This window comes from Halalkalibaculum sp. DA3122 (assembly GCF_043951865.1).
Lineage (GTDB): Bacteria > Bacteroidota > Rhodothermia > Balneolales > Balneolaceae > JAMQKA01.
The window spans coordinates 104,213-128,283 of record NZ_JBINJF010000003.1 but is presented as its reverse complement, the minus strand read 5'-3'; the positions used below and the strand labels follow the sequence as shown (position 1 = coordinate 128,283).

Annotated in this window: 17 protein-coding genes; 9 read left to right on the top strand and 8 right to left on the bottom strand. The window is 50.7% G+C overall.

Annotation, left to right across the window (positions count from 1 at the left end; genetic code table 11):
- Positions 1 to 24 precede the first annotated feature (24 nt).
- Positions 25 to 1,050 (bottom strand): DUF2279 domain-containing protein, encoded by a 1,026-nt coding sequence (locus ACG2F4_RS03330; protein ID WP_395258381.1) that lies wholly within the window; start codon positions 1,048 to 1,050, stop codon positions 25 to 27.
- 290 nt (positions 1,051 to 1,340) lie between these two features.
- Here ACG2F4_RS03330 and ACG2F4_RS03325 point away from each other — a divergent pair, with 290 nt between their 5' ends.
- The 6 genes from ACG2F4_RS03325 to ACG2F4_RS03300 all read left to right on the top strand — a co-directional run bounded on the left by ACG2F4_RS03325 (position 1,341) and on the right by ACG2F4_RS03300 (position 12,439).
- Positions 1,341 to 1,826 (top strand): DUF4112 domain-containing protein, encoded by a 486-nt coding sequence (locus ACG2F4_RS03325; protein ID WP_395258379.1) that lies wholly within the window; start codon positions 1,341 to 1,343, stop codon positions 1,824 to 1,826.
- A gap of 298 nt (positions 1,827 to 2,124) precedes the next feature.
- The gene (locus ACG2F4_RS03320; RefSeq protein ID WP_395258377.1) at positions 2,125 to 3,195 is read left to right on the top strand and encodes a FecR family protein; all 1,071 of its coding nucleotides are present in this window, start codon (positions 2,125 to 2,127) and stop codon (positions 3,193 to 3,195) included.
- Positions 3,196 to 3,208: 13 nt separating this feature from the next.
- The gene (locus tag ACG2F4_RS03315) at positions 3,209 to 6,592 is read left to right on the top strand and encodes a SusC/RagA family TonB-linked outer membrane protein (RefSeq protein WP_395258375.1); all 3,384 of its coding nucleotides are present in this window, start codon (positions 3,209 to 3,211) and stop codon (positions 6,590 to 6,592) included.
- A gap of 31 nt (positions 6,593 to 6,623) precedes the next feature.
- On the top strand, positions 6,624 to 8,195 hold the full coding sequence (locus tag ACG2F4_RS03310) for a RagB/SusD family nutrient uptake outer membrane protein (protein ID WP_395258373.1): 1,572 nt from the start codon (positions 6,624 to 6,626) through the stop codon (positions 8,193 to 8,195).
- Between the two features lie 481 nt (positions 8,196 to 8,676).
- Positions 8,677 to 10,503: a family 16 glycoside hydrolase gene (locus tag ACG2F4_RS03305; protein ID WP_395258370.1), complete on the top strand. Its 1,827-nt coding sequence runs from the start codon at positions 8,677 to 8,679 to the stop codon at positions 10,501 to 10,503.
- A 22-nt stretch (positions 10,504 to 10,525) separates the two neighbouring features.
- Positions 10,526 to 12,439 (top strand): hypothetical protein, encoded by a 1,914-nt coding sequence (locus ACG2F4_RS03300; RefSeq protein WP_395258368.1) that lies wholly within the window; start codon positions 10,526 to 10,528, stop codon positions 12,437 to 12,439.
- Between the two features lie 52 nt (positions 12,440 to 12,491).
- Here ACG2F4_RS03300 and ACG2F4_RS03295 read toward each other — a convergent pair whose 3' ends face one another.
- A complete protein-coding gene (locus tag ACG2F4_RS03295; protein WP_395258366.1) occupies positions 12,492 to 12,911 on the bottom strand; it encodes an ATP-binding protein in 420 nt (139 codons plus the stop codon).
- A 526-nt stretch (positions 12,912 to 13,437) separates the two neighbouring features.
- Here ACG2F4_RS03295 and ACG2F4_RS03290 point away from each other — a divergent pair.
- The 3 genes from ACG2F4_RS03290 (at position 13,438) to ACG2F4_RS03280 (ending at position 16,422) form a co-directional block, all read left to right on the top strand.
- Positions 13,438 to 13,935 carry an HNH endonuclease gene (locus tag ACG2F4_RS03290; protein ID WP_395258363.1) on the top strand — a complete coding sequence of 166 codons (498 nt, stop codon included), beginning with the start codon at positions 13,438 to 13,440 and terminating at the stop codon, positions 13,933 to 13,935.
- A gap of 429 nt (positions 13,936 to 14,364) precedes the next feature.
- On the top strand, positions 14,365 to 15,495 hold the full coding sequence (gene mnmA / locus ACG2F4_RS03285; RefSeq protein ID WP_395258361.1) for a tRNA 2-thiouridine(34) synthase MnmA: 1,131 nt from the start codon (positions 14,365 to 14,367) through the stop codon (positions 15,493 to 15,495).
- A gap of 168 nt (positions 15,496 to 15,663) precedes the next feature.
- Complete coding sequence (locus tag ACG2F4_RS03280) at positions 15,664 to 16,422, top strand: DUF4412 domain-containing protein (protein WP_395258358.1); 759 nt, start codon at positions 15,664 to 15,666, stop codon at positions 16,420 to 16,422.
- 460 nt (positions 16,423 to 16,882) lie between these two features.
- Here the strand turns inward: ACG2F4_RS03280 and mdh are convergent, their stop codons facing one another.
- The 6 genes from mdh to ACG2F4_RS03250 all read right to left on the bottom strand — a co-directional run bounded on the left by mdh (position 16,883) and on the right by ACG2F4_RS03250 (position 23,996).
- On the bottom strand, positions 16,883 to 17,839 hold the full coding sequence (gene mdh / locus ACG2F4_RS03275; protein WP_395258356.1) for a malate dehydrogenase: 957 nt from the start codon (positions 17,837 to 17,839) through the stop codon (positions 16,883 to 16,885).
- A 103-nt stretch (positions 17,840 to 17,942) separates the two neighbouring features.
- Complete coding sequence (locus ACG2F4_RS03270) at positions 17,943 to 18,815, bottom strand: NAD(+)/NADH kinase (RefSeq protein WP_395258353.1); 873 nt, start codon at positions 18,813 to 18,815, stop codon at positions 17,943 to 17,945.
- Between the two features lie 33 nt (positions 18,816 to 18,848).
- Positions 18,849 to 20,339: an ABC transporter substrate-binding protein gene (locus tag ACG2F4_RS03265; protein ID WP_395258351.1), complete on the bottom strand. Its 1,491-nt coding sequence runs from the start codon at positions 20,337 to 20,339 to the stop codon at positions 18,849 to 18,851.
- A 158-nt stretch (positions 20,340 to 20,497) separates the two neighbouring features.
- Positions 20,498 to 21,700 carry a D-alanine--D-alanine ligase family protein gene (locus ACG2F4_RS03260; protein ID WP_395258349.1) on the bottom strand — a complete coding sequence of 401 codons (1,203 nt, stop codon included), beginning with the start codon at positions 21,698 to 21,700 and terminating at the stop codon, positions 20,498 to 20,500.
- A 389-nt stretch (positions 21,701 to 22,089) separates the two neighbouring features.
- On the bottom strand, positions 22,090 to 23,172 hold the full coding sequence (locus ACG2F4_RS03255; RefSeq protein ID WP_395258602.1) for an ATP-binding protein: 1,083 nt from the start codon (positions 23,170 to 23,172) through the stop codon (positions 22,090 to 22,092).
- Positions 23,173 to 23,183: 11 nt separating this feature from the next.
- Complete coding sequence (locus ACG2F4_RS03250) at positions 23,184 to 23,996, bottom strand: alpha/beta fold hydrolase (RefSeq protein WP_395258347.1); 813 nt, start codon at positions 23,994 to 23,996, stop codon at positions 23,184 to 23,186.
- Positions 23,997 to 24,071 lie beyond the last annotated feature (75 nt).

Genomic DNA, 24,071 nt, shown 5'->3' with positions numbered 1-24,071 from the left:
CAAATGGATCGGCTTCGACATTCGTTAATCCTGCCCGTAGAATATGAGCTTGACCGAGGGGTTGGGGTGCAGCTCTACGGCCGGGGCCGGCAGATACACGCTGTTAAACAGGTCGCCAAGCAGCCGGCCGAATTTTGTTTTCTGCGGAAAAATCTGCGTGAAATCCAGGTTCAGGCTTAGGTGATATGATACGTAAGCGGGATCGGCGTTCGTTTTCCAGTTGTTCAGTGAAACACCGGCGGTGGGCACCAAAAAACGGGGCCAGTAGGGCTGTATTTTTTCAGGCAGCAGATCCCATATGCGCATGCTCACCCAGTAGCTCTGGCTGTTATAGTCGGTAAACGCCTTGTTTTCGTAGGCAGACTGTGTACTGGCGGTTCGCCCGGAGGGGTAATAGAACCATCTTATATTGAAGCGCCTCAGAAAGGTGCTGTTTTCCCGCGCATAAAACCAGCTCACCCCCAGTATATTGCCCAGCTGGTCGTATCGGTCAAAGCCAAGAGATGACGTTCGGCCATCCAAAATCTCCACCAGTGTTTGTGCAGAAAGCGCGATACCTGATCCCAGCAACGCCGACCGGGCGCGACCGATGTCGGAAAAATCGTACAGGCGGGAAGTGATCAGCGCCTGGGAACTTGCAGCGTAGAAATGCCCCAATTTGTCAAACCCTTTGGCATACAACTGTTCATTAAAATGAAAGGGTACCGTGGGCCGATTACTCCAGCGCTCTCGTGCATACAGGTAAAGCCCGGTATATGAACCGGCCAGGGTGGCTGTAACTGCGGAAAAGATAGCCCAGTTTACAGGTGTCGCTTCCTCTTGTTGAAATATGGGACCGATATTCCGTGTCATCTGGTTGCCGGATGGCATTATCCCACGCTCTGTTGAAATGCCCGGAACGACAGCAGTAAGACCAAGCCGGCTTGCACCAAACGGCTGCTCCTGTTGATTCAGCTGGTACATATTCTCATATTGATCGCCTGCGAGCAGATCCAATCCGTCCTGGGCTTTACCCTGCAGGAGGCCGAGTTGAAGCAGGAACAGCAGCATTATGAATTGGACCGTTTTTTGAGTAATAAAACAGATTACATACTCACGTGCCATTTTGGGGGCAAGCTTGCCAACTGTTTCGGGAAATGAAGGTACGCTATGCAGATGAAACGTTTTACAGGGCACTTAATTACACCTCGCAACTGCTATTATACTTTCCCATTGCTCAATTATCTCATCCGGAGTAACAGGATGTGTAAATGAAATCGAAATTTCATATATGTACGGATAAAATATTGATAATAATGTATTTATTCCTGTTTTAATATGGTTTTGTAAGAAGGAGAAATATGGTAAAAAAAGAAATCGAATTCACGGATTCTGTGAGCAGGAAAAGTGCTGCCGGGCGACTGGCCGAGTTACTTGACCGAAAATTTAAATTTCCGGGAACAGATATTCGCTTTGGTATCGATGCAGTTATCGGGTTGTTGCCGGGACTTGGCGACTGGATCGGTGGGGTTTTGTCGCTGTATTTCCCCATTCACGCGGCACTGATCGGGGGCAGGGTATCCATCCTGGCACGTATGTTTTTAAATATTTTGGTCGATATGTTGATAGGAACAGTTCCCATAATTGGCGAACTGTTTGACGTGGCTTGGAAAGCGAACATACGTAATGCCAGGCTATTGGATGAGCTGGAAAAGAACCCCTCAGAATTGGCCACCGAGAGCAAGTGGCTGATTTGGGCAATCGTGGTATTGTTCACCTTTATGATTGTGGCTTTCCTCTGGCTAATTGGCTGGGTGCTCGCAGAACTCGTAGGCCTGTTACTTTAACCTGCTTGTCGAAATAGGTATGATGACAGGATAGACTGTATTCACCGTGTAGATAGCCTGCCTGAACTGGTATCCTCTGTGTAATTAATTCCAGCCAGCCGCGCACACGTGATGTTGAAAAAAGAAGAGGAAAACGCTGGGGCGTACCTGTATCTATTTCCATTTTCTAATCTATTGAGGGTCTGAGGCGTTGAGCGGGCGATTTCAGGGGCTGAGAAAAAAATAAATTCGGGTGAGTACTTTTCTCTATGAACTGCTCTATGGTATCTGATAATGATAATAACCAAAAAAACGGGTCTTGAAAGACGATAACTACTCAGTACAGCAGTTGGTGAATGATCCCTCATTTGTTGAGTGGGCACTGGGGAATTCGGCGGGTGAAAAAGCCGATTACTGGAACCGGTGGATACAACAAAGTGAACAAAACCGGAAAAAAGCACTCCGGGCACAAAAGGAAATTACGGGACTCAGGTTTACCCATCCACGGGTGCCTGATATCAGGGAAGAGTGGAGCAGGGTTCGGCAAGATATTACAGGTGAAGAACGCGGCACGGCTGCCACTATAGCGCGGCAGGCAAAACAGAAAAGAACCCGCGTGGTGAGCTATCTATTTAAAGCTGCGGCCATGTTGCTGGTGGGCGCTTTTGCCGGCCTTGCAATCTATACCTATCAGGAGCCGCAATCGGCTCAAAAGCAAGTTGCGATACAGACCATCGAAACCGGATTTGAAGAGAAAAAGACGTTAACCCTCTCGGACGGTTCAAGCATTGTACTGGCCGCCGGATCCCAGCTTTCTTACAAGAGCAACTGGCTGGATCAGCCGGTGAAGCGTGTGAGCCTTGAGGGAGAGGCGTATTTTTCAATTTCCGGGCAGGAAACCCGGGATAAGCCGAAATTTGTGGTCGAAACGGAAGATGGCTCGGCCTCGGTTTTTGGCACTCGTTTCACGGTGGATACCTACGGCGAGGGAACCCGGGTGGTGCTGGAAGAGGGGGAAGTTCACATTGATGTTGCCAATACGCCGGAATCGGAACAGTCCGGGATCACCATAAAGCCGGGAGAGATGGCCAGGTTCAACAGTTCCCAGCCCCAAATACGCCTCGAGCAGGTTAATCCGGCCGTGTATACCTCGTGGACGACCAACGAGCTCTATTTTGATGAAACCCCGTTCTCGGTCTTGGTGGAGCGAATCAGGCGAACCTACGGAAAAGAAGTTATTGTAAAAGACAAGGAATTGCTGGACAAGAAGCTTTCCGGATCAATCGATTTCAGAAGCCTCGACGGGTTGATAAACGCCGTTTCGGAGGTCATGGAAGTTGAAATTTATAAAACAGAACAAACCGTAACCATAGAATCAAATCAACAATAACCAGGGACCAATTATGAATATGATACCTTACAAATGGACAGGGATTGTGAGTCTGATGGTCTTGTTGCTTGCTGTGGCGTTGCCGGCAGAAGCACAGGATTCAAAGGATGTGTATGTGAGTTCGTCGGATATTAATGCCGCCACGGTAAAAACGTTTCAGCAGGGAACCAGCCTTCACGCCGTGCTTTCGGAAATTGAAGAGCGGTATGAGGTCAAATTTTTCTACAGGAGCGAGCTGATGGCGGATAAAACCCTGACAGAGCAGCAGATCCTCTATTTTGAAAAGGATCTGTTCAGCCTGTTGGACAGTCTGCTTCCCGGTTTTGGTTTTACCTACAAGGTGTTAACCCATCGAACACTGGGTATTCTGCCTGCGAAGCCGGTACCAAGCGAAAAAATTAACCTGGAGGTTGTGAGTGGTACGGTCGCCGATGCCAACACCGGAGAGACTCTGCCGGGTGTCAATGTATTGGTCAAGGGTACGACCACCGGAGCATCGACAGACAGCGAGGGTCGTTTTGAGCTTGGCGTTCCCTCTCTCCAGGATACGCTGGTGGTGTCCTTCATCGGGTATCAGACAGCGGAAGTGCCGATAGGCGGGCGTACGGAAATGGAAATCGCGTTGCAGCCCCAGGCTATTGAAGGTGAAGAGCTGGTCGTCACCGGTTACGGAATTCAAAAGAAGTCGGATGTGACCGGATCCATCGGGATGGTCTCCGAAGAGGACCTGCAGGAACAGCCCACGTTTAATGCCCTTCAGGGATTGCGGGGCAAGGTCGCCGGAGTCAACATTTTTACCAACTCTGGAGCCCCCACGGGTAGCAACAGGGTTGTTATACGGGGTACCGGTTCGATAAATGCCGGTATTGAACCGTTGTATGTTGTGGATGGTGTTGTAATGCAGGACGGCATCGAGTATATGAATCCAAACAATATTGAGAGTATTGAGGTACTGAAAGATGCCTCCGCAACCGCCATTTACGGTTCCCGCGGTGCAAATGGGGTGATACTGGTTACCACGAAACGTGGGGATACCCAGTCGGACGAGGTCTCCGTAAGCTATGACGGAACATTCAGCATGGGCCACATGCTCGGGCGCATGGACGCCATGAATGCCGAAGAGTTTATGGAAGTGCAGCGGACCGGCTACGAAAACGCCCCGCTTTTTGATGATTATGCACCGGGAGAGGAGCCTGAACTGGATCTTTCGCCCGATATCGGGACCTTGTTTGACGAGCAGGGCAACCCAATTTACGATACCGACTGGCAGGAAGAGGTGACCCGAACGGCCCTTTCCCACGACCATCAGATCGGTATCCAGTCTGGTGGAGAAAACTCCTCATTTGGCGGATTCCTGAACTATACCAACAACGAGGGAATTATCCTGAATTCATGGATGCGCCGGGCCAGTGCGAAAATTGTGTATGATGCCAATCCCACCGACTGGCTGACGCTCGGCACCAACCTTACAGTGACCCGCACCTGGGAAAACAATATTGAAGAAGGCGGCGGCGGGCAGGAGATACGCCGTACGATGATCGAGTTTGCTCCGATCCTTCCGGTACGGATGCCGGATGGCGACTGGAGCCACTTTAGCGACGTACGAAGCCTCACGCTGGAGGGGCAGCCCAATCCCGTGCACCGCGCACTGGAAGAGGATCGGCTGCGAGACCGTGTAAATCTTTTTGGCAATACGTTTGCCGAATTTCAGATTACGCCCAACCTGGAGTTCAGAACACAGTTCGGAATCGACAACACCAACTTTGAGGCACGCGATTACGATCCTACGGATCTCTATTCTCCGGAAACATCGGTTGGGAATGCCAGCATGTCGAACAGCGAAACCACCTATTGGCAGAACGAAAACTACCTGACCTACCTGCTGGACCAGGGGCCCCACAGCGTAAACGCGGTACTGGGTGCCAGCTGGCAGCAGACCACCTACCGGAGCAACTCGTTCGGGGTGCGCAACTTCCCGAATGACCTTTACAGGACGAACAACGTGGATGCAGCCACGGAGGTAGAGGGCATTCCGGCATCTGACGCCTGGGAATGGACGATGAACTCCTTTTTTGCCCGTGGCAGTTATACCTATGACAGTCGATACAGCGCAACGTTTACCAGCAGGATGGACGGCTCTTCCCGTTTTGGAGAAAACAACAAGTACGGCTTTTTCCCTTCGCTGGGCCTGGGATGGACCGCCTCCAACGAGGAGTTTATGTCGGATGTGGACTTTATCAACCACCTGAAAATCCGCGGTTCCTGGGGTAAAACGGGGAATACCGAGATCGGGGTGTACCAATCACTCTCCACGATAAGTTCCGGGACCGTACTGCTCGGCAACCAGCGCCAAACATCCAGCACGCTGCAGCGGATGGCAAATCCGGACCTGGAATGGGAGAAAACGACCCAGTACAACATCGGTCTCGAGATGGATGTATTGCAGAATGCCATTACGTTTGAAGCCGACTACTACTACAAGGACACCGAAGACCTGTTGCTGAATCGCCCGATTCCGTCAACTACCGGTTTCGACGTGGTATTGGACAATATAGGATCGGTCTCCAACCAAGGGGTCGACTTCATGATGACCACCCGGAACGTTCGGTCCAACGACTTTTTCTGGGAGACCACCCTCAATTTCAACTATAATGTGAACCGCGTCGAAAGCCTGGGTGCAGAAGATGAGGATATCTTCCCCGGACCCAACTGGGTATCAGGCAGCCAGACGATACTCCGGGTTGGGGAACCGATCGGTACTTTCTACGGATTCCAGCGCTTTGGTACCTGGAATACCGATGAGGCGGCGGAAGCGGCTGCACGAGGCCGTATTCCCGGGGAAGCAAAGCGTTCCGAAGATCGCCAGATTATCGGGCATGGAATGCCGGACTGGACGGGAAGTTTTATCAACCGGTTCAGCTATAAAAACTTCGATTTCACCGCCGATATCCAGTTCGTCTATGGAAGTGAGATCATGCAGCAATTCCTGCATACCGCCGAAGATCGGCAGGCGCTGACCAACGGAATCGCCACGCAGCTGTATGAAGCCTGGACAGTAGACAACCAGGATACGCCCATTCAGCGCATTCGTCATCAGCCGCTTTCCGGGCAGAACACGCAGGCCGACAGCCACTGGATTGTGGACGGGTCCTATATTCGAGGAAACCTGTTTTCGGTCGGATACAATCTTGACCAGAATCTGATCAGTAGGTTCGGGATACAGGATATGCGCGTTACAGCCAGCGTACAAAACGCGTTTGTAATCCATCATCCCGACTTCAAGGGACATGATCCGGAGGGATCATCCTGGCAGGGCAACCCGAATACGCAGAACATCTTTTTCTACCAGTATCCGAAGCCCCGCACCTTTACCCTTGGGGTAAACTTCAGATTCTAAATACTCATTTTTAAAAACAGATTTTAACATTATGAAAAAGTTAGTTTTCATTCTTGTACTGAGTTTTTTGGCGTTGAATTCGTGTGATGATTTCCTGACGGAGGTGCCGAAGGATGAGATATCAGTAGATCAGCTGTTGAATACGCCCGAAGGTGCCAGAGGTCTGGTTAACGGACTGTACAGAGACGGCCAGGGAGCCGGCTTTTACGACTCTGGCGGATTTGGAGGAGCCGATGTGATGATGGGAGGCTACATGTCGGGCTACTTTGACAACGAGGGTAAAGGCGAGCGGATCCAGGGGCAGGTTGCCCAGGATCTGCAGGTCGATCCCGAAGTGCTGAACCAGTTTTTCGACGGCTGGTGGTCCGGGCATTATGATGTCATCGGCAGAGCCAATACCGCTCTGAAATACATTCCCGATATGGAGGGAATGGCCCAGGATGAGAAAAACAGGCTGCTGGCGGAGGCGCGTTTTTTCAGGGCCCTCAATTATTTTGCCCTGGTCAAGTTTTTCGGCGATGTGCCGCTGATTACCGAGCCTACCGAAAGTCTTGAAGGTATTGAAGTGGAGCGCGATCCTTCATCTGCGGTTTATGAACAGATCGTTGAAGACCTGAACTGGGCTGTCAACAACGGGGGGCTTGCCAACGTCCCTTTCCCGGAAAACAACTATCGGGTAACGCAGGGAGCAGTCCAGACGCTTCTGGCCGATGTATATCTTCAGATGTCGGGATTCCCGCTGCAGGCTGACAACTATGGAAATGCAGCTGATGCGGCGCGTTCGGTGATTCAGTCGGGCCAGCACAGGTTGCTGGAACACGGGTCCACGCCTGAAGAGAGTGCCTATAACAAGTTCCGGATCTCCGATACGGATGACGAGTTCGTATACGGCATCGAATATAATGCCGACATCGATCCCAACGACAACCCGAGGATAACGGTACCCGGCGTTATTCGTCCTCCCGGAATCAGCTACGGCCGGACATTGAATGCATACCGCCCTATAGAGGAGTTTTCATGGATGTATGATCCGAATATGGATCTGCGCATTCAGGAAAAACAGCTGTACTACACCTCGCTGGAGCGGGAAGGCGAACAGTTTGATTTTGGAGAATGGGCCCCCTACCTCTGGTATGAAGAGGAAGCACTCTTCGAAACCGGGCGGGGAAGCCGGGATATCCGGGTGTATCGCTATGCGGAAGTTCTGCTGATCGCTGCAGAGGCCATTGCCCGTTCCGAGGGAGTTACCAGCGAGGCGGTACAGTACCTGGCCGATGTGAGAGATCGCGCCTACTGGCAAACCGACAGGAGCACGATTGTTGCAAGCCTTTCGGGGCTTTCAGAGCAACAGTTCGTGGAAGAAGTGTGGAAAGAGCGGCTGCGTGAGCTGGCGCTGAACTTCAAGATATGGTCTGATATACAGCGCACACGGCAATACCCCGTGACCTCCGAAAACAACCCCGGTGAGATCACGTTTGTCGATGTGGTCGGGGCATCCAACAACTGGGGACAGACCTACGAAGAGCATCACCTGCTGTATCCCATTCCGGATGATGAAATTCAGACAAATCCTGCGCTTGAGCAGAATCCCGGGTATAACTAATGCTAATTATTGAGTAGCCAGAACAGGAAAAAAATCGTGGCGGTTGGTTGAATAACGCCTGCAGGCAGTACAGTGCTTGTCGGCTTGTTCAGCCAATCGCATTTTTAAAGGATATCCCCTGTAACATTACAGAGATCCTTGAAACGTCTACTCATAAGCACAGGTGAAATTTATTAACCTATCTCAGGTTACTGATCGGGCGACTACAATAGTCGCCCGATCAATGACTGGAAGAACTCTGCAGGTATGGTGGCCATTAACTGTGGCAATTGGCAAACCGTTACTTATATCATAACTTTTCCCGGGGTAAATTTTTAATATTTGTCTAAAACACATTCCTTACCTCCATTCAGTAATTCATTTACGGGATGAATCGACAGAATATAATATAAGTGCACAGGTCGCATCCTGTGTTTTGAAAATGGATGGGGAATAGGGTACAATGATCAGAATCGTCATATAATCATACACAGCATACTTTATGAATACAAAAAAATACGCTTTCAGCTTTCTGCCGTGGAGCGCACTACTCCTGTGGATGGTCCTTGTTACCGGGGTGCATGCACAGGATTCCAACACCGTACTGCTCGATGACTTGTCATATTTTGAGGATCCCGCCGGAAGTTGGCAATTAGCCGGGGGGGTAACCGCCTCCCTTGATGAGGACAACGCCATCTCGATATCGGGGGGAGAGGGGATCCTGGTCAACAATCCGGGCGACCCCCACCAGGGGGAAGATCTGTATACCAGGCTTCAGCACGGCGATATAGACCTGTCGCTTGAATATATGATGCCCAGGGGATCCAACTCCGGGATCTACCTGCAGGGACGCTACGAGCTGCAGCTTCATGACAGCTGGACGGTGAAGGTTCCGACCGCTGCCCACAACGGCGGCATTTACCAGCGTCCGGCGGATGCGAAAGGTCCACGGCAGGGGTATGCTCCCCGCCAGAATGCAAGCAGGGCCCCGGGGTTGTGGCAGCACCTGGAGTTATCCTTCCAGGCTCCCCGCTTTGATGAAAATGGACGCAAAATAGCCAATGCACGCCTGCTCCGGGCAGAACTGAACGGCGTTCCGATCCATGAAAACGTCGAACTTATGGGTCCGACGGCCGGTGCCTACGGGGATGGGGAGGTCCCGAAGGGCCCTCTTCGGTTCCAGGGCGACCACGGTCCCGTGGCGTTTCGCAATGTCGAAATCACCCCATACAACCGTCCGGCCCCTTCTGTCGGGGATCTTCGCTACCAACTCTATGAAGGGGTGTTTACCGAAGAGCCCGATCTGGATACATTGACGGTCGACAGGACGGGATCCTCCGATCTTCTCACGGCCCACCTGGGAGTGCTCCCGGAACAGTTCCTGCTGCGGTATACCGGAATGCTCGATATCGAGGAGCCGGGCAGCTACAATTTTGCACTCGATGTCGCCGGCGGGGCGGGGCTGTTGCGCATAGCCGACCAGCAAGTTATACCGGTAGATGACACGGAGGGGCGAGCAGAGCTTAACAGCGGGAAGATCCCTTTTGAGTTGCTGTATGCTCGCAGAGGAGACTGGAGTACCCCGAATATTGAACTTTCGGTGTCCGCTGAGGGACTGCGAGAACATGTGCTTAGCGACCAGCGGTTTACGGGGCAGAGTGATCGAAACCCGATTTATGTACACGCCAGGGAAAAGCCACTGCTCCGCAGTTTTATGGACCTCCCGGAAGGAGATCGCCTGACCCATGCGGTATCGGTCAGCAGCCTGGAACAGCTCCACTATACATATGACCTGAATCACGGCAGCCTCGTGCAGGCATGGCGGGGCGAGTTCCTGGATGTGACCCCGATGTGGTATAGCCGGGGCGACGGCTCATCAAGACCCAACGGGTCTGTTGAGTATATGCTGGAGGAACCAGCATTGTCGGTAAATAAGATGGAGGATGAGCAAGCCCCCTGGAAACGGGATAGAACGGGAACCGGGTTCAAATCCGGCGGATACAACCTGGATGACAATGACAATCCCGAATTTACGTATACGGTCTTCGGAACCACCGTTAATGACCGGATCCAAACGGTACGCGATGGAGGTGGCCTCAAAAGAACCATTCGCATGAGCGGACCCCTTGAACAGAGGTATGTCAGAATCGGCGTTGGTGAGTCGATAAAACAGGCAGGGGAGAACCGGTTCCTGGTCGATGACCAGTCATATTATATTCAGCTGGAAAGTCCGGGTGGTGCCGATAATGTTATTATAAGAGAGATCGACGGCCACCAGGAACTGATACTGCCGGCCCGCCCGACGATACATTATACCATTCTGTTTTAACCTGAGGATACGAGGAGATTTTATGTCTGATACACGTTATTTCATATTTGTACTGCTTTTTTGCCTGGTAACCGGCGGCGTGGCTTCGGCCCAGGAGCCTCCCGCAGAAGAGGATTATTTCTATATCACAGATGTTGTCAGCCCGGAAGAACATCTGCTGGAGGTCGGCGGCATGGCCGTGCTGCCCAACGGCAACCTGGCGGTCGCTACGCGCCGTGGTGATATTTTCATGGTGGAGAATCCTGCCAGTGAAGAGCCCTATTTCCGAAAATTTGCAACCGGGCTCCACGAAGTTCTGGGGCTGGCATATAAAGACGGGGCGCTCTACTGCGTCCAGCGGGGGGAGCTCACGCGCCTGGAAGATACCGACATGGATGGAAAAGCTGACGCCATCGAAACGGTCTATTCCTGGCCGCTTTCTGGTCACTATCACGAATACAGTTACGGCCCGCTGGTGGCACCGGACGGTTCCTATTTTGTCTCAGCGAATGTGGCTTTTGGCGATCAGCAGTGGTGGCGCGGGGAAAGCCGGGTGCCGTGGAGAGGCTGGATTATGCGTATTTCGGAGGATGGAAAAATGGAGCCCTGGGCTACCGGTATGCGTTCTCCCGCGGGACTCGGACTGATCGACGGCGAGCTTTTTTACGCGGAAAACCAGGGTGACTGGATCGGTTCTGGCGGCATATGGCATGTGGAGAAGGGAGATTTTACCGGGCACCCCGCCGGACTGCGGTGGACCGACAAGCCGAATGCGCCATTGAAGATGACCGCAGAGGACCTCTATCGCCATATCGATCCCCGTATCAACAAGGATGAAGATGGCAATTATATTAAACCGGAAAACATCCAGGATGAAGAAAATTATAAAGCGATGTTTGAGCTTCAGGATGAGCTCCCGGCCCTCAAAACACCCGCAGTCTGGCTGCCGCACGGGATAATGGGCATCTCAAATTCAGATATTCAGCCGATCCCGGAAGGGTATTTTGGTCCGTTTGAAGGACAGGTGCTGGTGGGCGACCAGGGACAAAGTAAAATTATGCGCGTTTCACTTGAAAAGGTGAAAGGAACCTACCAGGGGGCCGTGTTTAACTTCCGTAGCGGATTTCAGTCGGGGGTGCTGCGCATGGCCTGGGCTGATGACGGCTCGATGTTTGTGGGAGAGACCAACCGGGGCTGGGGATCGGCCGGAGAGGCGGATGAAGGGCTGCAGCGGCTGGTTTGGAATGGGCAGGTGCCGTTTGAGATGAAGACAATACGGGCTACACCCGATGGATTTGAAATTGAGTTCACAAAGCCGGTGGAGCCTGAAACGGCCCGGGATCTTGCCTCTTATTCGGTCTCCAGCTTTATATATAAATATCATCCGGTCTATGGCAGCCCGATGGTTGACCAGGAGCAGTCGGAGGTAACCGGCGTCCGGATTTCGGATGATGCGAGGACGGTTCGCCTGAAAGTGGACAATCTGCGAGAAAACTATGTCCATTTCGTGGTGGCCGACGGCGTGAGGGATAAAGAGGAGGGCTACCCGTTACTGCACAATTCCGGGTATTATACGTTGAAAAACATCCCCGACGGACCCGCACTGTCGATGAGTGAGGTCAGCACCTATAATTCAACGGAAGAGGCTGGAACGGAGTCCGGCCAAACCGGCACAGGTGATTCAGGAGAGCAGGCCGATGTGAGCAGCTATGAGTCGGTAAAGCCGCTGTTAACAAAATATACCTGTACGGCCTGCCACAACCGGGATCAGCGCCAGGTCGGTCCGGCCTTTGTGGATGTGGCCCAACGAAACTACAGCGCGGAGGAGATGGTGGAGCTGATCTATAACCCGGATCAATCCAACTGGCCGGACTACGCTACCGCCATGCCGCCCATGACCAACGTGCCAAAGGAGGAAGCTCTTAAAATTGCACGATGGATTAACTCTCTGGATTGAAGTCGGCTTTTGGTCATAATCCCGGTGGTGACTTGGCGTCGCCTCCGGGGTTTTACTGTTGCTCGTCAATCAAAAATTCAATTGTAATTCTGGTCCCACCTTCAGAATAGGTAACCTCATCGGCAAACTGTTCCATCAGGTAAACACCACGCCCTCCCTCCTTCAGCAGGTTTTCATCTTCTAACGGGTCGGGCAGGGAGCTGGGGTCAAATCCTTTGCCTTCATCCTGTATGCTGACCTTTAATTTCGGAACTTCGTGGACAGCTGTGATAAATACATTTTTCTGCTCATCCTCGTTATTGCCGTGAACGATCGCGTTTGTCACGGCCTCATTAAGTGCCAGTAATATGTTCCCATACATATCCTGATCGAATCCAATCCACTCCTGCAATTCATCCACAAAGGATTCCACCCTGCTGACTTGTTCAAAACTGGAGGTAAGCGTAAGAGATTTTTTGGTTTGTTTTGTCATATTTGTGATTAAAAAATCTTCGGTTTTGGGATGAAAGCCGGGGCCTGTTCCAGGGTAGTGAGTGGAAACTTTGGCAGGAAACTATATCCGGGGTGCAGTTCCAGTGGCCGAATAAACTGTTTTTTCTGGTGAGGCATAGCTCGCGGTCGATGAAATATCTTGTATAACCCGGCTACTGAATATAACTGTATTACGCATGAGATTGTTGCATATTCCGGGCCTACCTAAAGTATAAAAAAATATGCAGAGCAGTAAGCCCGGGGCCTTATCAGGGCAAAGTGTGCCGGCCTTCTGAAAAGACGGCGCCCCCGGCTTTGCAGTGTGCTTGTTGGCACCCTTTTTTGCCGTTAATTGATCTTTCCAGAGAGTAGGTAAAGGCGGCTAATGGGCGCTTGAACGCCCCAAGTGTCATTTTTTGTTGCATTTTAGGAAAATATGATGTTGATTTTACCATCTGAATATAAAATTGATCCCAATGTATGTCAGGCCAAAAGCATTTGCATGATTAAATAAATACAAGATACCTATGGACGCTAATGTTTTGGTACTAAATCAGGACTATCAGCCCCTGAGTGTATGCTCGGTACAACGATCAGTCAAACTCCTCTTCATGGAAAAGGCAGAAATGGTACACGACTATCCTGATCGCACGATACGTACGGTATCAGAGGAATACTCCTATCCATCGGTGATTCGACTGCGTCGTTATATCAATCTCCCCTACAACAAGATTGTGCTCTCCCGCAGAAATATCATGAAGCGAGATCGCAACAAGTGCCAGTACTGCGGGGTGGGGAAGAATCTGACTATTGATCATGTGATGCCGAAGAGTCGCGGCGGAAAAGATACGTGGGAAAACCTTGTAACGGCCTGCGATGAATGCAACGTCCGCAAAGGCAATCGAACGCCGGAAGAAGCCGGCATGCCGCTCAAAAAGAAGCCGTTTCGCCCTGTACATATCACGTTTCTCCAATCGATCCTCGGAGGTGTTCAGGAAGATTGGAAGCCCTACCTGTATATGTGACTTTTCAATATCACAACTTTTTCCCAGACCCGGGGGAGGGGAAGCGGGTATCCTTCCTTGTATCGCTGACTTTGCGAGGGCTTTGCAAAACCCTCAATCCCTCGTTCTGAGGGAGTTGTACTCCCGTTTTAGAGGTAGCCAAGGTCGGTAGTACAACTACCTCCCAACAAAATCGAAGGTTTTGCAAAGGCCCCTTTGCTTCTTGTTGCCGTTCTTAGTGACCGGTCAAAGATTATTTTCCGGGAGATATCGACGTGGAGACAGTGTGAATAATATTGTCAGATGAGTAGTTTTTTGCGCCTGAAACAATGAACCGGGATTGCATCCGTTTGGAAGTCCAAAACCGGATAATCCGCTTCACACTATTTACATAAAAAACTCTTATCTTTAATAGTTTTCGAATCGAAATAATTATCAAGTGTTAGATCCATGAACTCAAAAGGACGAGTATTAGTGGCAATGAGCGGGGGGGTTGACTCCTCTGTAACGGCTGTAATGCTCAAAGAACAGGGATACGATGTAATCGGCATTACCATGAAAACGTGGGACTATTCCCGCGTAGGCGGCAAGTCGGACAAGGAAACCGGCTGCTGCACGCTCGAGTCGATGAACGACGCCCGCCAGATAGCGGTCAAGCACGGGTTCAAGCATTTTATTGTGGATATCCGCGACGAGTTCGGTGACTGGGTAATTGACCGGTTTGTGGATGATTATATGGGGGGGCGTACCCCTAATCCCTGTGTGCTTTGCAACACGCATATAAAATGGGCTGCCCTGTTGCGCCGGGCAGATAACCTGGGTTGTGACTATATCGCCACTGGTCATTATGCCAATGTTCGGGAAGAAAACGGCCGGTATGTTATCTCGCGGGGTAAAGATCCCCGAAAAGATCAGTCGTATGCCCTTTGGGGCGTGGCCCAGAAGCATCTGAAGCGCACGATTTTTCCACTCGGCAATTATGAAAAAACGGAAATCCGGGATCTGGCGGAAGAGTTCGGGCTCACTAAAGTGGCCGGAAAACCGGATTCTTACGAGATCTGTTTCATCCCGGATGATGATTACCATCGCTTTTTGCGCGACCGGGTGGAGGACCTGGATGACCGAATTGGGCCCGGAAAAATTGTAGACCAGGATGGGAAAGTCGTTGGCCGGCACAAAGGCTATCCTTTTTATACCATCGGTCAGCGGCGTGGACTCGACCTGGCAATGGGATACCCGGTCTATGTTACCGATATCGATGCGGATCAAAATGTAATCACGATTGGCCGCAAGAAGGATTTGATTAGTACAACCTGCCGTGCCGGAGAGCTGAACCTGGTAAAATATGATCGTATTCCGGAAGGTGGCATGGAAATCACCGGCGCTATCCGGTATAATGATGACGGGGCGATTGGTCATCTCACACAGATTAATGACAACGAGATGGAAGTCCATTTTCCCGCGGGTCGTGAGGCGATTACACCGGGCCAGGCCGTGGTTTGCTACGAAGATGATGACGTAGTGGCGGGGGGCTGGATTCGAAAAGTAAATGTTGAATCCGATGCGCTCCAGCCCGCGTAGGCGTATAATTCAAAATTTATATTTTGGCATGTGCGATGCACAATAACGAGCATCGCACTTTTTTTATACCAGTATATTGAAACACAGCGTTATATTTGGGGTACAACCATTTGTAAACTTTTGTACTTTTAAGGTTCATACTTAAAATTTTTTTAGAAAGGTCCGGTTATGATAAAAAAATTCGGTGTTTCGGTTGGAATCGCAGTATTGCTTGCAATCTTTAGTGTACCCGCGGTGGCGCAGTTCGAGGGAAAAATCGTATTTAACAGTTACGAGGTTACCCCTGATGGTTCGCAGAGCCAGAATGACCAGTTCTCCATGTATGTTACGAACGACCGCATTTTGCTGGAAGGGGAAAACCAATACAGTTTTGGCGGCTCTATTCAGACTGAAGGGGTACTGGTGCGGCTGGATTTTGAGGATTTTGTGTTCTTAACCGGAGAGCAGTCGGCATTAAAGATTTCCAAGCAGGATATAAGCGCCATGATGAATATGTTCAGCAATGGAAATGCTGCCGGACAAACCCCGGATGTGGACCAGGAGGTTGAATATGAAAGAACCGGGGAGACCCAAAATGTGAACGGCTACAGCTGTGAAAAATTTATTTTTACCGACCAGGAAGAACCCAATGCGCATGCAGAGGTGTGGATGACCAATGAGCTGAATATACATTGGGGAATGCTGGCTGAACCGTGGGGAAATACTGACCTGGATATGATGGGCGACCAGTTTTCAACGGACTTAATTTTCAGGGATGGATACTTCCCGATGCGTATTGAAGGATATGAGTCCGGGGAGCTTCGTCAGGTTACTGAAATACAGGAAATTGAACAATCTGATATTGCCAGGGCGATGGTGCAGATTCCACAAGGGGTGAAAGTGTTGAGTTTCCAGGACTACCTTTTCAATAAAATGAGTGAGCAGTAGGCCTCATCAGCAGTTTCAAGCCCAGAAGTTCCTGCTTAAACGGGTTGAAATTGGTAAGGTAAGTGAGAAGAGCAATGTCCTGACCAGGCAAGGTGGCTCCAACACCGGTCTTGCTTATCCACACCCGCCTGCTTCGGCTTCCACGCCCCATTCGAAGCCGGGAAAGACAGGGTGTCCTTTTCAAGTCCGGCCTTTCGTCAGAGAGAAATTCTTACGGTTTAGAACGTGGTGCTATACCCGATGGTACGACCTCTCCTCCGAAATTCGTTATTTCTTGTTCTACATTCCTAATTCCCACCGGCGGCGATTTTTTCATTTTTTGGATGTGCAAAAATGAAAAAGAGTTTCGTGACTTTTTGAGGAAGCCCTATAAAGCAAAAAGGCTCTGCTATGATCGACAGAGCCTTTCTGCAAATGCAAGTAGTGAAGAAGCCTGGTTCTTCATTTTTATTGCGATTGATTAACTGGACATCAGCTTTCGGAAATCACTGAGCACAGAATGCACGTGATCTGCTGATGTATCCAAAAGTTGTTGTTCTTCTTCGTTTAAATCAACCTCAATTATCTCTTTAATTCCCCCGTGACCAAGCTTGACGGGAACGCCTAAAAACAGCTCTTCCTGCCCGTATTCGCCGTTCAGGTATGCAGCGCAGGGGAATACGCGATTTTGGTCCAGCATAATGGCTTCCACCATCTGTGCGGCAGCAGCACCGGGGGCGTACCATGCAGAGGTTCCCATCAGGTTGACCAGCTCACCTCCGCCTTTCTTTGTGCGTTCCACAATTTCTTCCAGGCGATTATCATCGATAAAATGGGTGATCGGCATGCCGGAAACCGTGGTGAAGCGGGGCAGAGGCACCATGGTGTCGCCGTGTCCGCCGAGCAGCAGCGCCTGGATGTCTTTGGGAGAGACCTCGATCTCCTCGGCCAGGAAGGCGCGGAAGCGGGCGGTATCAAGGATGCCGGCCATCCCCATCACGCGGTTGGAGGGAAATCCACTGGTTTCGAGGGCGACCTGTGCCATCACATCCAATGGGTTGGAGACAATAATCAGAATGGTGTCTGGCGAGTGCTCAACAAGCTGCTCCACCACGCTCTGTACAATATTGGCGTTGGTTTCCAGCAGGTCATCGCGGCTCATGCCGGGCCGGCGGGGAACCCCGGCGGTAATGACGCAGACGTCGGAGTCGACCGTATCCTCATAATCGACCGTTCCGGTTAGCCTGGTATCAAATTTATGGATCGGGGCCGATTCCCACTGATCCAGCGCCCGCCCCTTGGAGGGGTAGATCTTGTCGCCGTTTTTTTCCTGGACGATATCGACCATTACCACTTCTTTGGCGAAATCGCGTTGAGCTATGGCCATCGATACGGTTGAACCGACATTTCCGCCAGCACCTACTACAGTTACTTTCATGAATATTAAATTTGGATGTTAAATTTGTAATTAATATTGAACGTTGGTAATCAAAAGCGGTGTAAACGATTGTTTCGCTACATTCAAAATATACCGGACAAAATTAATATCGTTTTCTCGAGTCCATTCCCCACATCAGTTTATTGCGGAGCGTTTCAAAATAGCTTTGATCAGGTAGTTCAATAAGATCAATGGTAAAATTGGAGCGTTTTATCGCTACCTGAAATGGATAGTCTTGAATTTCATAAATTTTGCCGTCATAAGAAAACAGAACTTCATGCTGTTGTTTTTCGACGGTTATCCTGAGCGATTTGTCGGAGGGCAGCACCAGCGGGCGTGTGGTGAGCGTGTGTGGGTTGATGGGGGTGAGTACCATTACATCGGTGTTGGGCATTACGATGGGTCCCCCGGAAGAGAGATTATACGCGGTTGACCCGGTGGGAGATGCCACAATAAGTCCGTCAGCCCAGTACGTGTTGATAAACATGTGGTCGTATTCGGCCTCAACGGTGATCATTGAGGTGGAGTCGCGCTTTGAAAAAAGAAATTCGTTCAGTGCGTGATAGATGTGCCCGTTTCCATCTTCAGCCTGCAGCAGGTGTCGCTTGTCAATCCGGTAGTTGCTGTCCCGGATGCTCTCCAGCGCCCGCGGCAGGTTCTCTTTTTGTGTGTTGGCCATGAATCCCAGTCTACCGCTGTTTACGCCGAGAATCGGTTTTTGGATGTTTTTCATAAGCCGGGCGGTGTACAGCATGGTTCCGTCTCCCCCCATGGCAACGATGATATCGGCCTGGTTGATCGCTTCCTCTTCCGAATTTACCACTACGGCCGACTCATGAGTCGACGCGTCATAGAGAGAGTTCAGATCACTGTTAAAATAGATCTTGACGCCCTGCCTGTCGGCCCAGTCGAGGGCGGCAAGAAAGGGGTCCTTAACTGAATATTTTTGCGGATTAGCTATAACAGCCAGTTTCATAATAACAAAGTTGAAATCAGGTCCATGTTCTTCTTATAGCTCGTCAATACCAGGCATATCGACCGTTCTGACATTAATCCACCAAGGATAACGGTTAAACCGGAGATCCTCAATTTCATTGATCGACAATGTTGCCTGTTTGACTGTGTATTTTACCAGCATATTTGAGTTGATCATAGCCGAGTGGCCGGGATAAAAAGGGACAAAAGAGCTCGTATAGAGCGCGGTGTGCTTGCTTGGGGTGCGAATATTGACGATCTGTAGCTTGGGCTGCCCGCGCCACTGGGTTGAAAGCTGTTGCAAAAACCAGCGCTGAAACGGATCTGTCCAAAAGGTGCTGTAGATTGTGGAAGGTTGCTCGGCGGAAGGTACCGAAACCGAATCAGGAACAGTTTCCACTTGCACGATGTCAGCGGGAATATTCTGACTCAGCGGTGCAGGGTCTACTCTGCTGAATATGGACCGAACTCCCGAACGGGAAACGGAAGAAGCGGGATTATGAAGCAGGCTGTAGGTCGTGAATCCGCCCGGTGTGGAAAAGATATAATCGGTCGAATATGCCGGGGATAATTCGCCCTGCGGGGTGAGTATATTGCGGATGATCTGGGGGCCAAGTTCCGGGATGGCATGGATGTCGCCCGCCGCCAGTGCCTTCAGGAGGTTCGATTCATTCTGCTCAATAACCACATCTACCCGATCCAGTGACGAAGGGTCGCCGCCCGGCCGCGGGTAATTCTCAAACTCCGAAAATATATAGACCGAGTCTCCCACCTGCTGCGAGAGTTCAAACGGACCCGATCCAACGGGCGTGAAATCGAGTGGATTTTCTGCCACTGCTTCGCTGGGGTAGACCGAGGCGTAGGGAGAGGCCATCTTTTGCAGGAAATGCGGATCCCGCTCATCCAGTACGAACGCCACCGTGGTATCGTTGGGTGCCTGGATGCCGCTGACGCTACTGATTTGCCGGTAGGCGGGGTTGAGTACATTGTGCTGTTCCTGGAAATAGGGCTGAAAGCCTTCAATTGCCATGAAAAGTTCTGCAGCATCGGAGGGAACCCCGTTCCTTGCCATCCGTTCGAAGGCAAATTTTACATCCCCGGCCACTACTTTACGCCCCAGCCCACTGCTGAAGATATCGCTGTCGTGATAGTAAAGATCGTTGCGAAGTGTGAACACGTAGGAAAGGGAGTCGCCGCCAACCGACCACCGCTTGGCCGCGGCGGGAACAATCTCTCCATCCCGGTCATATCGGACCAATCCCTCATACAGGAGCTGCAGGGTCCTTTTTGCGCTGTTGTTATCGGCAAAGAGGGGATCGAGGGTGGGGACCGGGTGTATTTCGCCGAGGATGAGTTGCCTGAAATCCGCAGTCTCGATGGGAGAAACCGCGGTATCGGGGGCTGGCGGAGCCTGCGGAGATTCCGGAGAATCCTCGATGACAATCGTTTCAGGCTGCTTGGCGCAACCGTGAAGCATGAGTCCCAATATGACTCCGAAGATCAGAGAATAGAATAACGTTTTCATTAAGATAGTTTTATGAATGATAATTATGGGGCATACCTTCAGGGGCGGATGCTACATCCTTTTTTGACGTAAATCTTTAATTTTAATCAAGTTTCCCGAATGGTCAAAGCCTCTGAATGTTAACCCGGACTGCCGCGAAAAGTTGTGGCAACGTCATGTTAAGTTTCGCCATTTTTTTGTTTTCCCTTCAGCCCTTTGATGCCTTGAACGGCCTTTTGGCTTAACAAGTTCGTTTCGTAGCTGCGCACCCGGCCGATCTTTCGCTGATGCTGCCTGCGCGCAATTTCAATAAGCTGCAGCATCAGATCGCGGATTGAGATACCGGATTCCTCCCAGAGATAGAAAGAGAAAGAACCAGGAATAGTGTTTATTTCATTGAAAAAGACCTCGTGGGTTTCGGCATTCACCAGGAAGTCGAGCCGGGCCACGCCGGCGGCGCGGAATGCCCTGAAGATGGAGAGCGACATCTGCTGTATCTGCTCCGTGAGCTTGTCCGGGATGTCGGCGGGAATAACACGGTCAGCTGAAGCCATGCCTTTGCCGCCGCCGTTTTCATTTTGGTACTTGTCCCTGAAAGAAAGGGTCTCCTCTTTTCCGAGAGGACGTTCGCACACGCTGGGCCGGGCCTCTTCCGGATCGCCAAGCACGGCACAGTTGATCTCCATCAGGGGCGATATCGCCTTCTCTACCAGCAGATTGGCATCATAGCGGAAGGCGGTCTCCACCGCTTCGATGAGAGAGTCGCGATCGTCCGCTCGCTTCACCCCGATACTGCTGCCCAGGTTGACCGGCTTTACAATGACGGGGTATCCGATCGAATCAATTTCTGCAAGCAGCTCCTTTTGTCCGGCCTCCCACTGCGATTCAAAAAAGTGAACACTTTCCACTACGGGGATGTCGTGCGCGCTGCAGAGCTCCTTGGCTTTTACTTTGTTCATTCCCAGGCTGGAAGCCAGTACCCCACTGCCGGCAAAAGGCAGGTTGTACATTTCGCAGGTCCCCTGGAATGCGCCGTTTTCACCCTCTGACCCATGAAAAGCAGGAAGCACAGCGTAGATGGAGTGCTCCCGGGGAGAGGAGAACAGTCCCCGTTTTTTGGTTTCCAGCAGTACCGGTTTCCCCATTTCGTTGTGGGAAAAAGTGCACGGTATGGCCTTTTCCTTCAGTGTATCAAGTTCCTGGTAGTGTTCCAGGTCCAGCAGGTATTCACCGGTCAGCCAGCGCCCGCTTTTGGTGATATAAAGTGGAAGTAACGAGTAGCTGGTATCCTCCAGCGCAGATATCGCCTGCATGGCACTTAAAACGGATACCTCGTGTTCAGGAGAAACGCCGCCAAAAGCTATCAGGATATTTTTTTTCATGCTGTCTAACTGATATTCGAAGCAGTTGAGAAATTTGGTTTAATGATAAGAAAAGATCTCCTGAGATGTGAGCAAAGTAGCAAAAGGAATCCACAGCTGCCGATGTGTCGACTACCTGGACTGATGGTAGGGACCTTTGGAGAGCCTGCTATTTTGCTGGGAGGTGGTGGTACCACCGACTTTATTACCCTTTTGAATGGGAGTACAACTCCCTCAGAACGAGGGTTGAGGGTTTTGCAAAGCCCTCTGGTAAAGATTGGTATTTTCCTGAAACCCGGTTTTTCCAATCGGGGAAGTGATGGTTGCAGCCTGAAGGTTTTACTGCCGGGAAATCCTTCAGGCTTATTACCCTATTTCAGCGAGGGGTTGCTGTTTTTGACAAATTGGGTTCAGCTGGCGGGAGACTCGGCAATTGGCAGGCGTACCGTGAAAACGGAGCCGCGTCCCGGTGTACTCTCGACCTGTAAATCGCCTCCCATCAGCCTGGCCAGCTTCCGGCTGATGGGCAGCCCCAGCCCGAATCCGCTGTCGTTGCCCGTGTGGCTGTTATGCTCTATCTGCACAAAAGGATCAAAAATACGGTCCTGCTTATCGGCGCTCATGCCGATGCCGTTGTCTTTAACATAGATATACGCAAATTGATCATCCTGATCCGTATGCAACTGAACGATTCCCCCTCTGTCGGTGAACTTTATCGCATTATGCAGCAGGTTCAACAATATTTGTTGCAGGCGGTCGGCATCAGCATGTACTGTGAGTTCCGTTTTCTGATGACGAATTAATTTAATTCCTTTTTCATCGGCTTTGCGCATGGCCATCATGTATGCCTTTATTATTGCTTCCTCCAGGGAGAAAGGCTCTTTGGCTATTTCAAAATAACCGGTTTCAAGCTTGGCAAAATTGAGGATGTCGTCAGCCAGTCGCCCCAGGTTTTTGCCGGCACTCTTAATAAGACTCAGATATTCTCGCTCCTCATTCCCGGCATTCCCGTTCAGCTCTTCACTCAGCAAATCCACCATTCCCAGAATCGTGTTGAGGGGAGTCCGGAGTTCATGAGATATCATGGAGAGAAACCTCTCCTTCTGCTCACTCTTCTTTTCAGCCTTCTTTTTGGCATGCAGAAGCTGGTCCTCATACTCGGAGCGCCGTTCCACCGGCAGTACCAGGCAGCAATAGAGCGACGAACCGTCTTCAACATCCCTTTTCTCGGCGTTGACCAGTACAGGAATCTTTTCCTCCTCTGCCGAGAGCAGGGAAAGGTAGATCTCCTTTGCATGGTGCTCTATTTTGATAAGCGGGTAAAGATGTGTTTGGAAAAAAATCGTTGAACCGGGGGTGAGGATCCGTTTGACATGCGAATTGATCAACTCTGTTTTCTTGTATCCAGTCAGGGTACAGGATCTCTCATTCACCGCTTTTATAATTCCTTCGTCATCAAGCGCCAAAAAACCACCCGGTATGTTGTCTATCATATTTTTCACATCTAATCGGTTTCGGAATTCAAATAGCGAATAATCGACTCGATTGTCTTGGAGGGATGACTCAGGTGCGGACAATGTCCGCTCACCGGAAGCAGGTCAAAGCTGCAGTCGGGAATTTTTTTGTGGATAAATTTGCCCGCTTCTACCGGGACGATGGCGTCATCGGCGCATTGGATAAGGAGTGTGGGAATCGTGCAGTTTTCCAGGTCATCGCGATTGTCTGACAGAAAGGTGACTTCCGCAAACTCGCGGGCAATCAGCGGGTCGGTGCTGCAGAAGTTTTCTTTCAACTCTTCCGAGAGTTCAGGACGATCCCGGTTTTTCATAACCTCCGGTGCGAATGTGGTGGCCCATCCAATGTAGTTTTTCTCCATCAGGTTGAGCAGTTCTTCTATGGTTTCGCGATCAAACCCGCCGTGGTAGTCCGGAGGATCGTTGAGGTAACAGGCTGACGGCCCAATCATTATAAGCCGGTGAAACCGTTCGGGTCGCTGGATGGCAGCGAGCATACCGATCATACAGCTGACCGAGTGCCCGACAAAGATGATGTCATCAAGTTTCATCGCATCCATTATCTCTATGAGATCACGTGAATATCCACCAAGAGAACTGTACCGTTCAGAGTTGTAGGCCTCAACATCAGAATCGCCGGAACCCACATAGTCAAATAAGATAGTTCGGTAGTTTTGCTGAAAACCGGGGACGATGTAACGCCACATATGCTGATCACAGCCGAATCCATTGCCAAATATCATTGGCTGGTCACCCTCTCCTGAAACATGAACATTATTTCTGGACAAGATGCTCTTATTCATGGAACAGATAAGTGGTTTTTAACTTTTTTAAAAAATCGTAAATATTTGACAGAAACGCATCATTTTTCCCTTGAA